Source organism: Nocardia sp. NPDC088792, from assembly GCF_044750615.1.
Lineage (GTDB): Bacteria > Actinomycetota > Actinomycetes > Mycobacteriales > Mycobacteriaceae > Nocardia.
The window spans coordinates 1,711,715-1,724,349 of the sequence record NZ_JBIVKC010000002.1 but is presented as its reverse complement, the minus strand read 5'-3'; the positions used below and the strand labels follow the sequence as shown (position 1 = coordinate 1,724,349).

Here is a 12,635-nt window from a genome sequence, read left to right as displayed (position 1 = left end):
TGGTTTCCGCAACGGTGAGGAACGCCCGATCGCGGGCCGGACAACATCCTAACCGAGCTTGTACCCCCGGTGCAGCGCGACGATGCCGCCGGTGAGATTGCGCCACCGCACCGCTGACCAGCCCGCATCGGCGATGCGCAGGGCCAGCTGCGGCTGCGTCGGCCAGGCCCGGATGGACTCGGCCAGATAGACGTAGGCGTCCGGATTCGAGCTGACCCGTTCCGCCACCCAGGGCAGCGCCTTCATCAGGTATTCCATGTACACCGTGCGGAAGGGCGCGAGGGTCGGCGTCGAGAACTCCGCCACCACCAGCCGGCCGCCCGGCTTGGTGACCCGCAGCATCTCGCGCAGCGCGAGATCCGGGTCGGACACATTGCGCAGGCCGTACGAGATGGTCACCGCGTCGAAGGAGTCGTCGGCGAACGGCAGCGCCATGGCGTCCCCGGCGACCATCGGCACATTGCGGAAGCGGCCGGCGGAGAGCATGCCCTGCGAGAAGTCCGCGGCCACACACCACGCACCGGATTTGGCGAGCTCGACCGTCGAAACCCCGGTCCCCGCGGCCAGATCCAGGACCCGCTCGCCGGGACGCAGGGCCAGCGCCTTACGCGTCACCCGCCGCCAGTAATAGTCCTGCCCGGCCGAGAGCACCGTGTTCGTGATGTCGTATCGCTTCGCGACTCCATCGAACATGGACGCAACCTCGTGCGGTTGCTTGTCCAGCGAGGCCCGAACCAATTCCCGCCGCTCTGTTTTCGCCACGAGTCGAACACTACTGGCCGGTGCGAGCACGCGACCATCGCGTCCGGGCGCGATCCACGCGCGTCCGCACCGCGGCCAGCCACAGCTGCGGCGGCGAACCCAGCAGCCACAATGCGGGGATGGCGAGCAGCCACGCCACCACGATCACCGACGCGGCCGGGATGATGGCGACACGCGCATCGCGACCCGCCACGCGTACGAGATCGGGATCGCTGCGCCGGTATTCGACATTGATGCGTTCCCCGACCGTCAGCTTGGTCGGGTACAGCACACCGGTTTTCGGATTGTGCGTCTCCCCGTCCGGCGTGACGAAGATGACCGCGGACCGCAAACGTCCCGCCGACAGCACTTCCGCGCTGGTCACGCCCTCGTCGGAGGAGATCAGGTGGTCATCGCGCCAGGCGGCCAGCACCAACAGCACCGCGAGCACACTCACCGCCACCGCGGCGACGATCACCGAGATCCGGGCACGCCGCAGCCGTACGGCCCGTCGTCGCGCGGGATCCTCGGCCTGCTGCACGATGCTGGCAGACTGGCTAGTTTCCGACACTTCACCAGGCTATTCCACGACTCGGCTACCGTTGCCGCCATGTCCCGTAAATTCAGCTTCACCGTGCAGTACAGCGTCCCGGTCGAAGAGCTTCACCGGGCACTTACCAACGACGAGATGTGGCAGGCCCGCTTCGAAGGCGCGTCCACCGCAACGCTGGACCTCTCCCACCCGGACGGGCCCGGCACCATTTGTATCCATATGACCGAAAAAGCTCCCGAAGACCAGATTCCCGGCATCGTCAAGAAGGTGCTCAAGAGCGAACTCCAGCTGGAGCGCACCGACACCTGGGGCCCGCTCGACGGCGACACCGCCAAGGGCAGCTTCCACGGCAAGTCCGGCGGCATCACCACCGAAATGCAGGGCACCTTCGAATTGCGGCCCGCCGCCGAGGGTTCCGAACTCGAGGCCACCGGCACCGTGGACGTGAAGGTCCCGCTGGTCGGCGGCGCCATCGAACCGCTGGTCGAGAACCTGCTCAAGAAGGTCATGAACAGCGAGCGCAAGTCCGTCGAAAACTGGTTCGCCGCACAGAACGCGTAGTACCCGCCGTGGGGTCCGGGGGCGACACCCCGGACCCTCGAGCGGCCCGGCACGCTACTGCGGGCCGAAATCGCCGCCCTCGTAAGGCCGCTGCTCCACCAGCACCAGCCAGTTGCCGGAGTTGTCGCGCAGGATCGCCTCCACGCCGTACGGGCGCTCCGACGGCGGCTGCACGAAATCCACGCCCTTCGCGGTGAGTTCCTCGTAGGCCTTGTGACAGTCGTCGGTGCTCAACCCCAGCGCACCGTGCGTGCCATTGGCCATGGAACGCCGGATGGCCTCGGACAGCGCCTCGTCCAGCGGGGGACCGGGAACCATGAGGGTCACCTCCAGCTCCGGATGATCGGGGTGCGCCACGGTCACCCAGCGGAAACCATTGTCGCCCATGGTCACATCGGTGGTTTCGACGAAGCCGAGCTTGTCGACGTACCACTCCTTGGCGGCGGTCTGATCGGTCACGTAGACGGTTACGAGCGAGACATTCTTGATGATCGGCATGGCTCCAGGCTATGAACGTGCGCCGCCCGGATGCTTCTCCGAAATTGCTGTGTCGTATTTGCCGTGCCCCGGCTGTGTCGCATTTGCCATGCCACGGCTGTGTCGAAGATTGCCTTGACCGATCCCGTCGTGAGTGTGACGTAACCCGCACGAAACGGCTCGGAAAGCCGAGATCAACAATCAACCACCAGTCTCGACTGCAGCAAACAGCTCGCGAAGCCGGATCGAGGAGTTTTGGTGGTCGAAGTGGATACCCGCGCGGCGAATACCGTCGCCGCGACCAAGGAGACGCTGGAGGACTACACCCTCCGGTTCGCCCCGCGCAGTTACCGCAAATGGAGCCCCGCCGTGGTCGGCGTCTCCGCCCTGGGCGGCATCGCCTACCTCGCCGACTTCTCCATCGGCGCGAACATCGGCATCGCCAACGGCACCGGCAACGCGCTGCTCGGCATCGGCATCTTCGCGATCGTGGTGATGCTCACCGGTTTCCCGCTGGCCTATTACGCCGCGCGCTACAACATCGACCTGGACCTGATCACCCGCGGCAGCGGATTCGGCTACTACGGGTCGGTCATCACCAATATCGTGTTCGCCTCGTTCACCTTCATCTTCTTCGCGCTCGAGGGCTCCATCATGGCGCAGGGCCTGAAACTCGGCCTGCACGTGCCGCTTCCGATCGGCTACCTGGTGTCGACGCTGATGATCTTCCCGCTGGTCATCTACGGCATGAACACGCTCGCCAAACTGCAGGTGTGGACCACCCCGCTGTGGCTCGTGCTGATGGTGCTGCCGTTCGCGTTCCTGCTGGTGCGGCACCCGGATTCGGTGAGCTCCTTCCTGGCCTACGGCGGTAAGGACGGGCAGGGCGTGAGCCTGGCCGGTGCGCTGCTGGCGGCCGGCGTCTGTCTCTCGCTCATCGCGCAGATCGCCGAACAGATCGACTACCTGCGTTTCATGCCGCCGAAAACCCCGGAGAACAAGCGCAAGTGGTGGGGCTGGATGCTGCTGGCCGGACCCGGATGGGTGCTGTTCGGCGCCATCAAGCAGGTGGTCGGCCTGTTCCTCGCCGTCTACCTGATCGCGAATCTGCCCGGCGCTCAGGACATCGCGAACCAGCCGGTGCACCAGTTCCTCGAGATCTACCGCGACATGATGCCGTCCTGGCTGGCCATGACCCTCGCCGTGGCGCTTGTCGTCATCAGCCAGATCAAGATCAATGTGACCAATGCGTATTCGGGTTCGCTGGCGTGGACCAACTCCTTCACCCGCGTCACCAAGACCTACCCGGGCCGGCTGGTGTTCCTGGCGTTGAATCTGGTCATCGCGCTGATCCTGATGGAAGCCAATATGTTCGACTTCCTGAACAATATTCTCGGCTTCTACGCCAACTGCGGTATCGCCTGGATCGTCACCGTCGCAACGGATATCGCGGTCAACAAGTACGCGTTGAAGATCTCGCCCAAGCAGCCGGAATTCCGGCGCGGCATGCTCTACGACTTCAACCCGGTCGGCCTGGTCGGCTTCGGCCTGTCGGCGGCGCTGTCGATCATGACCTTCTTCGGGCTCTTCGGTGACACCCTGAAGCCGTACTCGCCGATCGTCGCCGTGGTGGTGTCGTTCGTCGCCACCCCGCTGACCGCCGTTCTCACCAAGGGCAAGTACTACCTGCGCCGCGACCACGACGGCATCGACCTGCCCATGTTCGACGAGCACGGCAACCCGTCGGGGGAGACACTGACCTGCGCGGTCACCGGACTCGACTTCGAACGGCCGGACATGATCGCCTCCCCGGTCCCCGGGCCGGAGGGCGAAATCCAGTACATCTCGTCACTGGCGCTCTCGACCGACAAGAGCGGCCTGCACGTCCTGCCGCCGAAATAATCGCTACAGCAACGGTTTCCGATCCGAGAGACCGTGCATGAAAACGTAGCAACCAGGAATATGGGGCGCGCCCTCGGAGACGAACTTCGCTTGATACTCCGAGGGCGACATCCCCACCAGCTCGGTGAATTTCCGGCTGAACGAACCGAGGCTGCTGTAACCGACCAGCATGCAGGTCTCGGTCACCGTGATATTGGTGGCGCGCAACAGATCCTGTGCGCGTTCGATGCGCCGCTCGGCCAGATACACGGCCGGAGTCTTTCCGTAGGTCGCCGCGAAACAGCGCAGGAAGTGATATTTCGACACTCCCGCCGCGGCCGCGAGCTCGTCCAGGTCCAGCGGTTCCGCGTAATGCCGGTCCGCCAGATCGCGGGCCCGCCGCAGATGCGGCAGCAGATCTTCCGGCACCGGCCGGGGTGTGGCGGGGGCGCGGCGGGCGGCCCGGGTGCTCGAACCCGGAACCGGCCCCGCCTCGCCGCCGCTCATGAGAAGGGCTGCAGTTTGTCGAAACGCATGGACGCGCGGCCCGCGCCCCGCCACAGTTTGGCGGTCAGATCGAGGTCCTCGTCGGTCACCAGATTGCCCATGACGCGAACCGCGGTGCGCTGCAGGAGCTTCGAACGCATCACCGGCGGGCCGCCCAGCGGTACCGCGCGCGGATGCGTGGCCAGCGCCGCCAGCCGGCGCGCCACCGAATAGGTGCGGCCGTAGCGGGCGCGCAGCATTTCCGGCCAGATGCGGGTGAGATCCGGCTCGTCGAGGATACCGGCCAGCATGTGCCCGCCCTCCAAGCCGTAGTCGATGCCCTCGCCGTTCAGCGGATTCACGCAGCCCGCCGCATCGCCGACCAGGACCCAGTTGCGCCCGGCCACATTCGACACCGCGCCCCCCATGGGCAGCAACGCCGACGCCACCGCCCGCGCCTCACCCTCGAAACCCCACTCCCGGCGGCGCTCCGAGACATAGTGCTGCAGCAGCGGTTTCAACGCGATGTGCGAGGGCCGCTTCTCGGTGGCCAGCGAACCGACGCCGATGTTCACCTCGCCATTGCCGAGCGGGAACACCCAGCCGTAGCCGGGCACCAATTCGCCTGCGGCATCCCGCAATTCGAGGTGTGAGGTGATCCACTGATCATCGGAGCGCTCCGACCTGATGTAGGCGCGCGCCGCGGTCCCGTACGCGTACTGCCGATGCCAGGTGCGGCCCAGCAGTTTCCCGACCGGCGACCGCACCCCGTCCGCCACGATCAGCGTATTGCAGGACACCGCACGCAGCCCGGACTCGGTCTTGACGCTGACCCCGGTGACCCGGCCGCCGTCCCGCGCGACCTCCACCACCTTGGCGCCCTCCACCATGTGTGCCCCCGACTTCACCGCGGTCTCCCGCAGCTTGTCGTCGAGTTCGGTACGCGGCACGGCACTTCCGTACGCCGGGAACGACCCGTCCGGCCAGGGCAGCAGCGCCTCCCGCCCGAACCCGGCCATCCGCAGGCCCCTGTTCACCGTGTGCAGCCGCACCCAATCCCCGAGCCCGAGATGCTCGAGCTCGGCGGTCGCACGCGGTGTCAGCCCGTCACCGCAAGTCTTGTCGCGAGGAAAGACGGCGGAGTCCGTCAGCAGCACGTCCCGCCCGGCGCGTGCGGCCCAGGCCGCCGCCGCCGATCCGGCCGGTCCGGCCCCCACGACCAGCACGTCAGCGTGCGCGGGCAACACATCCGACGATTTCCCCTGCTCGGCCGCGCCATCCGGTGAACCCATGGCTTCAATACTTGCAGCACATCACGATCGGTGTCGACGCGGATCACCTCACGCCACCCAGTGGGGAATCGAACACGCCACTGTTCTCTCCGTCGCACTACGGTGGTGTGCATAGGGGGTGAGTGCCCCACACGCTAGGTTCTTTGCGTGGGGTCGGACGCGGCACTGGGAGATGGAATGAGCGCATCGGCTGTGAGCGATGAGAGCACCGTGGTTGCGGGGGTCGATCTTGGCGACCCCGATCTCGCCGCCACCGTGCGTAAAGGCCTGGTCGAAGTCGAAGACCTGCTGATCACCGAACTGTCCGACGGCGAGGAATTCCTCCAGGAAGCGGCCCTGCATCTCGCCAAGGCCGGCGGCAAGCGGTTCCGCCCGCTGTTCACCATCCTCACCGGCCAGCTCGGTCCCGACCCGACCAGCCCCGACCTGATCACCGCGGGCACCGTCGTCGAACTCGTGCACCTGGCCACCCTCTACCACGACGACGTCATGGACGAGGCCTCGCTGCGCCGCGGCGCCCCCAGCGTGAACTCCCGCTGGGGCAACAGCGTCGCCATCCTGGCCGGCGACTACCTGTTCGCGCACGCCTCCCGCCTGGTGTCCACCCTCGGCCCGGACGCGGTGCGCATCATCGCCGAAACCTTCGCCGAACTGGTCACCGGCCAGATGCGGGAGACCATCGGCGCCAAGCAGTCCCAGGATCCGGTCGAGCACTACCTGCGCGTGGTGTGGGAGAAGACGGGTTCGCTGATCGCCGCCTCGGGCCGTTTCGGCGGCACCTTCTCGGGCGCGAGCCTCGACCATGTGGAACGCCTGGCCCGGCTCGGCGACGCGGTCGGCACCGCCTTCCAGATCTCCGACGACATCATCGACATCTCCTCGGTGTCCGAGCAGTCCGGCAAGACCCCCGGCACCGACCTGCGCGAGGGCGTGCACACCCTGCCCGTCCTGTACGCGCTGCGCGACGAGGGCTCCGAGGGCGACCGCCTGCGCAAGCTGCTCGCGCACCCGCTGCAGACCGACGCCGAGGTGGAAGAGGCCCTGGACCTGCTGTCCCGCTCCCGCGGCATGGTGCTGGCCAAGGAGAAGCTGCACGGCTACGCGGACATCGCGCACGCCGAACTCTCGGCCCTGCCGAGCGGCCCCGCCAACGAAGCCCTCGAACAGCTGGTCCGCTACACCATCGAACGCGTCGGGTAGAGATCCTCGGGAACTTCCGCCCGCATGTCTATCGTTGACCTGGTGTAACACCCTCAAGGAAACACCTTCGAGGTTCGCGGCCGTCTCGATTCTGGACTGAGTGGAGCGGAGGAGCGAAGCGGAGGAGCGGAGGGAGGGAAGAATCGAGACTTCCACGGCACCCACCACCCTGGGCCTGCCGCGAACACGCCCGGAGCGAAGCGGAGGGCAATATGCACAGCTATGCGAACGGGTTCAAGACGTTCGGGTTGCTGGTCGGCATGTCGGCGTTGATCGTGTTCGCGGGTGCGCTGTTCCGCAATCCCACGATCCTGATCCTGTCGATCGTGCTGGCCGTCGGCATGAACGCCTACGCCTACTTCAACAGCGACAAGCTGGCCTTGAAGGCCATGCACGCGCAACCGGTGAGCGAGCTGGAAGCCCCGGTCATGTACCGCATCGTGCGCGAGTTGGCCACGGCCGCACGCCAACCCATGCCGCGGCTCTACATCAGCCCCACCAACGCCCCCAATGCGTTTGCCACCGGCCGCAATCCGCGCAATGCCGCGGTCTGCTGCACCTCCGGCATCCTGCAGATCCTCGACGAGCGGGAACTGCGCGCGGTGCTGGGGCACGAACTGTCGCACGTCTACAACCGCGACATCCTGATCTCCTCGGTCGCGGGCGCGCTGGCGTCGGTCATCTCCGGTCTCGCCAACCTGGCCTTCTTCGCGGGCGCCTTCGGCGGCGGCAATCGCAATGGCGAAGGCCCGAATATCATTGGCATCCTGCTGGTTTCGCTGCTGGGACCGATCGCGGCCACGCTCATCAAACTGGCCGTCTCCCGCTCCCGCGAATACCAGGCCGACCAGGACGGCGCGGAGCTCACCGGCGACCCGCTGGCGCTCGCGTCCGCGCTGCGCAAGCTGGAACGCGGCACCCAGGCCGCCCCGCTGCCCCCGGAGCCGCAGCTGACCGCACAGTCGCACCTGATGATCGCCAACCCGTTCCGCAACGGCGACAAGATGGCGCGCTGGTTCTCCACCCACCCCCCGATGGCGGATCGCATCGCCCGCCTGGAGGAGATGGCGGGCGGCAACCGCCGCTACTGAACCAAAAATAAGGGGGTCCGGGGGCATGGCCCCCGACCCCTCGTTCCGGGATGTGGGGCGCGGCCCCACCGACCCTTCCGCGGCTAGCGGTAGTTGACGAACTGCAGCGCGATCTCGAAGTCCGCGCCCTTGAGCAGCGAGATGACGGCCTGCAGATCGTCGCGGCTCTTGCTGGAAACCCGCAGCTCCTCGCCCTGAATCTGCGCTTTCACGCTCTTCGGGCCCTCATCGCGGATCTTCTTGGAGATCTTCTTCGCATTCTCCGAAGTGATGCCCTGCACCAGGGTGCCTGTGATCTTGTACACCTTGCCGGAGGCCTGCGGGTCGCCGGCGTCGAACGCCTTCAGCGAGATGTCGCGGCGAATCAGCTTCTCCTTGAACACGTCCAGCGCCGCCTTCACGCGCTCCTCGGCATTGGCGGTGAGGATGATCTTCTCCTCGCCCGACCATTCGATGCTGGCGTCGGTGCCGCGGAAGTCATAGCGCTGGCTCAGCTCCTTGGAGGCTTGGTGCAACGCGTTGTCCACCTCCTGGCGATCGATCTTGCTGACGACATCGAACGACGAATCGGCCACGCTCATGCTCCTGTCCGAGATCGGAAAGTAGGGGGGTTCGAACGCCGACGCTAGCTCGTCCGGCATGGCCTTGGCCAGCTGGTTTGCATTGCGGGCGGGGGTTCGATGTATTCTCGTCACCGCGCCGCAAGGCGTCCCACGGCAGATTGCCCGAGCGGCCAATGGGAGCGGACTGTAAATCCGTCGGCGAAAGCCTACGTAGGTTCGAATCCTACATCTGCCACCGAGAACCCCCTGGAGATCATCTTCGGGGGGTTCTTGCATTTCCGGGTGCCGATCGCGTGCCGAACCGGTCGGTCAACGCCGAAAGATGACTCTGACCAGCCGGTTTGGAGTCCGGGTCGGGTGTTGTGTAATCTCGTTCAAGTCGTCAGCGCCCCGGCGAAGTTCCGGAGCGAAGTAGACATGCCCCCTTAGCTCAGTCGGCAGAGCGTTTCCATGGTAAGGAAAAGGTCAACGGTTCGATTCCGTTAGGGGGCTCGCCGGATTGCCGGTGGTGACCGACTCGGCTTCTCGTGCAGGACCCGGGACATCCCCGCCGTCAGCCCGCACATGATGGCGGTGTAGCTCAGTCGGTAGAGCAAACGACTCATAATCGTTGTGTCGCCGGTTCAAGTCCGGCCATCGCTACATATCTGATATTCCAATCAGGCTGTCCGGAAGGGAAGGCAATCGTGGCCGCGAAGTCCACTGATATCCGGCCAAAGATCACCTTGGCCTGCGAGCAGTGCAAGCACCGTAACTACATCACCAAGAAGAACCGGCGTAACGACCCGGACCGCCTCGAGCTGAAGAAATTCTGCCCGAACTGCGGTACCCACCGGGCGCACCGCGAGTCTCGCTAAAACAACCCCGCGCGATCTACCGCGTGGAAGAAGTGCCGGATCGGCAAGCTGCTTCGTCCCCCATACAAGGGGACAGTGGCCCCGATTCGGCACTTGGTGTATATAGCGGTGGTTCAGCGCTCCGCCCGATCCCCTCCGGGATCAGATAAGGGACTTCCTCCGTGACGATCAACACCGAGACCGATCAGGTCGAAACAAGCGAGGGCTTCGACCCCGCTGCCCACGCCGCCGCCATGGTCGGCCATCACTACCGCGTCGACGACTACTACGAGGTCGGCCGCGAGAAGGTGCGTGAGTACGCCCGCGCCGTGCAGGACTACCACCCCGTCCACTGGGACGAGGACACCGCGCGTGCCCACGGCCACGACGGACTGGTCGCCCCGCTCACTTTCATCTCCCTGGTCGGAATCCTGGCCCAGCGCAAGCTCTTCGAGCAGATGATCACCGGCTACGACCTGAGCCAGATCATGCAGACCGATCAGATCCTGGAATTCCACCGGCCCATCAAGGCCGGCGACCAGCTCTCCTGCATCGTCTACCTGCACTCCTTCCGGCAGGCCTTCGGCGGCGACATCATCGTCACCAAGAACGACGTGGTCGCGCAGAACGACGAGCTCGTCCTCACCACCTACACCACCCTCATCGGCCGCAGCGGCGGTGACATCGACCCCAATATCGGTGACGCCGTACGCAATGTGCTCATGCACGGCATCGGCCCGGACGAGCGCCCCGAACACCAGCCGGGCAGCATCGAGGTGCCCCCGGCGCCGCCCGCGATCGAGGTCGCGGTCACCGGCAAGATCGTCGCGAGCCCGCGCGCCGCGCTCCGCTTCGAGGACATCGCCGCCGGCGACGAACTCCCCCCGCGCCTCGTCAGCCTCACCCGCGGCGATCTGGTGAACTACGCCGGCGTCTCCGGCGACGCCAACCCGATCCACTGGAGCGACGATGTCGTGAAGCTGGTCGGCCTGGAAAACGTTGTGGCACACGGCATGCTGACCATGGGCCTGGGCGGCGGCTTCGTCACCTCCTGGCTCGGCGACCCGGGCGCGGTGAAGGAATACAACGTCCGCTTCACCAGCCCCGTCTACGTGCCCGCCGAACGCCCCGCGGAGATCGAATACACCGGCAAGGTGAAGTCCGTCGACCCGGAGACCCGCACCGCCGTGATCGCCATCGTGGCGAAGTCGGCGGGCCGCAAGATCTTCGGCCGTGCCACCGCAACAGTCCAGCTGGCCTGACCCCGCACCGGATCACACAACCCCGGTATCCCGCTACCGCGCGGCGACGCCCCGATTGGCGATCGCCGCGCGCGGTAACGTAGACTCGGGAATCTGGGGTCACCAGCCAATGCGCGCTGCTCCGAGGAGCGGCGCGTATGTTGTGTGAAAACCCGTGTACAACTGAATAGAACAGTGGCTGGATACATACAGCGTCCAGCCGAAGGGGCGTAGCTCAACTGGCAGAGCAGCGGTCTCCAAAACCGCAGGTTGCAGGTTCAAGTCCTGTCGCCCCTGCCCTGGATGCCTACGAAGAGAGGATCGACGTGAGCGACGAGCGGGACACTCGCCACGAAGATGGCGACGACACCGCCGCAGTGGCTCGGCCGAGCGGCAAACGGTCCGCGCGGCGTTCGCGCGCCGCGTCGTCCAGCGCCGTCGCGACGATCGAACGACCCTCTGCGTCGGACAAGGCAACCACCAAGTCCGGCAAAGACAAGAAGGCCGGTCGGAGCGGTACGGGCAATCCCTTCAAGCGCCTGGTGAAGTTCCTCAAGGAAGTTGTTGCGGAGCTACGCAAGGTCATCTGGCCCAACCGCAAGCAGATGGTCACCTATACGAGCGTTGTCCTGGTGTTCGTGGTCTTCATGGTCGCGTTCATCAGCGGGTTGGATCTGGCGTTCATCAAGGGTGTCAACTGGCTCTTCGGCTAGCTGACGGTCGGCGCCGGATAACCGGTCCCCGCCGGAAGCGGGGGCGGGGCCATCCGCCGGGTTCATCCATAACACCCGGCGCGCAGAGGATTACGTGACGACTAAGGAAGCGAGTGCCCCAGTGAGCACCCCGGAGAACGGTACAACCGAGGAATTCCAGGTTGACGAGACGGAGACGGTGGAAGAGACCATCGTCGACGACGTCGACTTCGCGGACGCCGACGACGAGACCGCTCCGGAGCAGCCTGCCGCCGAGCTCGCCGATCCTGCCGACGACGAACCGGCCGATCCCGTGGCCGAGATGACCGCCGCGCTGCGCCGCGCGCCCGGCGACTGGTACGTCATCCACTCCTATGCCGGTTACGAGAACAAGGTGAAGACCAATCTCGAGACCCGCGTGCAGAACCTCGGTCTCGAGGACTACATCTTCCAGGTCGAGGTCCCGACCGAAGAGGTCACCGAGATCAAGAACGGCCAGAAGAAGAACGTCAACCGCAAGGTGCTGCCGGGCTACATCCTGGTCCGCATGGACCTGAACGACGAGTCCTGGGGCGCGGTCCGCAACACCCCCGGTGTCACCGGTTTCGTCGGCGCGACCTCGCGCCCGTCGCCGCTGTCCATCTCCGATGTGGTGAAGTTCCTGGTCCCGGCCGCGCAGCAGAAGAAGGCCGCGCCGGCCACCGCTGCCGCTGCCGCCGGCGGATCGGGCGAGACCGCGGTCGCCAAGCCGATCATCGAGGTCGACTTCGAGGTCGGCGAGTCGGTCACCGTCATGGACGGCCCGTTCGCGACGCTCCCGGCCAGCATCTCCGAGGTCAATGCCGAACAGCAGAAGCTGAAGGTGCTGGTCTCGATCTTCGGTCGCGAGACCCCGGTCGAACTCGGGTTCACGCAGGTCGCCAAGATTTAATCGCGAAGAGGCGGTGGCCCGGGTTCGCCCCGGTGTCACCGCCTTTTTCGCGTTCGCATAGACTTGTGGGGTTGTGCCTGTGCCCATGCT

At 65.8% G+C, this 12,635-nt stretch carries 14 protein-coding genes and 4 tRNA genes; 12 read left to right on the top strand and 6 right to left on the bottom strand.

All coding sequences use genetic code 11. The features are described 5' to 3' along the window. Positions 1-48: 48 nt before the first annotated feature. Together ACIP5Y_RS16990 and ACIP5Y_RS16985 are read right to left on the bottom strand one after the other, a co-directional pair. Complete coding sequence (locus tag ACIP5Y_RS16990) at positions 49-762, bottom strand: demethylmenaquinone methyltransferase (protein WP_400351052.1); 714 nt, start codon at positions 760-762, stop codon at positions 49-51. A gap of 10 nt (positions 763-772) precedes the next feature. Then, positions 773-1,282, bottom strand: a complete 510-nt coding sequence (locus ACIP5Y_RS16985) for a DUF3592 domain-containing protein (protein ID WP_400351305.1) — start codon at positions 1,280-1,282, stop codon at positions 773-775. A 69-nt stretch (positions 1,283-1,351) separates the two neighbouring features. Here ACIP5Y_RS16985 and ACIP5Y_RS16980 point away from each other — a divergent pair, with 69 nt between their 5' ends. Further along, on the top strand, positions 1,352-1,855 hold the full coding sequence (locus tag ACIP5Y_RS16980) for a DUF2505 domain-containing protein (protein ID WP_400351051.1): 504 nt from the start codon (positions 1,352-1,354) through the stop codon (positions 1,853-1,855). Between the two features lie 54 nt (positions 1,856-1,909). Here ACIP5Y_RS16980 and ACIP5Y_RS16975 read toward each other — a convergent pair whose 3' ends face one another. Further along, a complete protein-coding gene (locus ACIP5Y_RS16975) occupies positions 1,910-2,347 on the bottom strand; it encodes a VOC family protein (RefSeq protein ID WP_400351304.1) in 438 nt (145 codons plus the stop codon). A 243-nt stretch (positions 2,348-2,590) separates the two neighbouring features. On the opposite strand from ACIP5Y_RS16975, the gene ACIP5Y_RS16970 reads away from it, so the two are divergent. Further along, entirely contained in the window at positions 2,591-4,234 is a 1,644-nt protein-coding gene (locus ACIP5Y_RS16970) for a purine-cytosine permease family protein (protein WP_400351050.1), read from the top strand. 3 nt (positions 4,235-4,237) lie between these two features. On the opposite strand, the gene ACIP5Y_RS16965 is transcribed toward ACIP5Y_RS16970, so the two are convergent. Together ACIP5Y_RS16965 and ACIP5Y_RS16960 are read right to left on the bottom strand one after the other, a co-directional pair. Beyond that, positions 4,238-4,642, bottom strand: a complete 405-nt coding sequence (locus ACIP5Y_RS16965) for a helix-turn-helix transcriptional regulator (RefSeq protein WP_400351303.1) — start codon at positions 4,640-4,642, stop codon at positions 4,238-4,240. Positions 4,643-4,716: 74 nt separating this feature from the next. Continuing rightward, complete coding sequence (locus ACIP5Y_RS16960; RefSeq protein WP_400351049.1) at positions 4,717-5,991, bottom strand: geranylgeranyl reductase family protein; 1,275 nt, start codon at positions 5,989-5,991, stop codon at positions 4,717-4,719. 177 nt (positions 5,992-6,168) lie between these two features. Here ACIP5Y_RS16960 and ACIP5Y_RS16955 point away from each other — a divergent pair, with 177 nt between their 5' ends. Together ACIP5Y_RS16955 and htpX are read left to right on the top strand one after the other, a co-directional pair. Continuing rightward, positions 6,169-7,191, top strand: a complete 1,023-nt coding sequence (locus tag ACIP5Y_RS16955; protein ID WP_400351048.1) for a polyprenyl synthetase family protein — start codon at positions 6,169-6,171, stop codon at positions 7,189-7,191. A gap of 212 nt (positions 7,192-7,403) precedes the next feature. Continuing rightward, entirely contained in the window at positions 7,404-8,282 is an 879-nt protein-coding gene (gene htpX, locus ACIP5Y_RS16950; RefSeq protein ID WP_400351047.1) for a zinc metalloprotease HtpX, read from the top strand. A gap of 83 nt (positions 8,283-8,365) precedes the next feature. Here the strand turns inward: htpX and ACIP5Y_RS16945 are convergent, their stop codons facing one another. Then, a complete protein-coding gene (locus tag ACIP5Y_RS16945; RefSeq protein WP_400351302.1) occupies positions 8,366-8,857 on the bottom strand; it encodes a YajQ family cyclic di-GMP-binding protein in 492 nt (163 codons plus the stop codon). 140 nt (positions 8,858-8,997) lie between these two features. On the opposite strand from ACIP5Y_RS16945, the gene ACIP5Y_RS16940 reads away from it, so the two are divergent. The 8 genes from ACIP5Y_RS16940 (at position 8,998) to nusG (ending at position 12,545) form a co-directional block, all read left to right on the top strand. After that, positions 8,998-9,080, top strand: a tRNA-Tyr gene (locus tag ACIP5Y_RS16940). A gap of 184 nt (positions 9,081-9,264) precedes the next feature. After that, a tRNA-Thr gene (locus ACIP5Y_RS16935) sits at positions 9,265-9,337 on the top strand. Between the two features lie 77 nt (positions 9,338-9,414). Further along, positions 9,415-9,487: transfer RNA gene (locus ACIP5Y_RS16930), tRNA-Met, on the top strand. Positions 9,488-9,531: 44 nt separating this feature from the next. Then, complete coding sequence (gene rpmG / locus ACIP5Y_RS16925) at positions 9,532-9,702, top strand: 50S ribosomal protein L33 (RefSeq protein ID WP_029925945.1); 171 nt, start codon at positions 9,532-9,534, stop codon at positions 9,700-9,702. A 167-nt stretch (positions 9,703-9,869) separates the two neighbouring features. Then, positions 9,870-10,943: a fused (3R)-hydroxyacyl-ACP dehydratase subunits HadA/HadB gene (locus ACIP5Y_RS16920; protein WP_400351301.1), complete on the top strand. Its 1,074-nt coding sequence runs from the start codon at positions 9,870-9,872 to the stop codon at positions 10,941-10,943. A gap of 203 nt (positions 10,944-11,146) precedes the next feature. Further along, positions 11,147-11,219: transfer RNA gene (locus ACIP5Y_RS16915), tRNA-Trp, on the top strand. Positions 11,220-11,248: 29 nt separating this feature from the next. Further along, positions 11,249-11,635, top strand: a complete 387-nt coding sequence (gene secE, locus ACIP5Y_RS16910) for a preprotein translocase subunit SecE (RefSeq protein WP_400351046.1) — start codon at positions 11,249-11,251, stop codon at positions 11,633-11,635. A gap of 121 nt (positions 11,636-11,756) precedes the next feature. After that, complete coding sequence (nusG, locus tag ACIP5Y_RS16905; RefSeq protein ID WP_400351045.1) at positions 11,757-12,545, top strand: transcription termination/antitermination protein NusG; 789 nt, start codon at positions 11,757-11,759, stop codon at positions 12,543-12,545. Positions 12,546-12,635 lie beyond the last annotated feature (90 nt).

Excerpts from the sequence above, each read along its gene's own strand:
- ACIP5Y_RS16960 (WP_400351049.1), bottom strand. The coding sequence starts at position 5,991 with ATGGGTTCACCGGATGGCGCGGCCGAGCAGGGGAAATCGTCGGATGTG.
- htpX (WP_400351047.1), top strand. The coding sequence starts at position 7,404 with ATGCACAGCTATGCGAACGGGTTCAAGACGTTCGGGTTGCTGGTCGGC.
- ACIP5Y_RS16955 (WP_400351048.1), top strand. The coding sequence starts at position 6,169 with ATGAGCGCATCGGCTGTGAGCGATGAGAGCACCGTGGTTGCGGGGGTC.
- ACIP5Y_RS16980 (WP_400351051.1), top strand. The coding sequence starts at position 1,352 with ATGTCCCGTAAATTCAGCTTCACCGTGCAGTACAGCGTCCCGGTCGAA.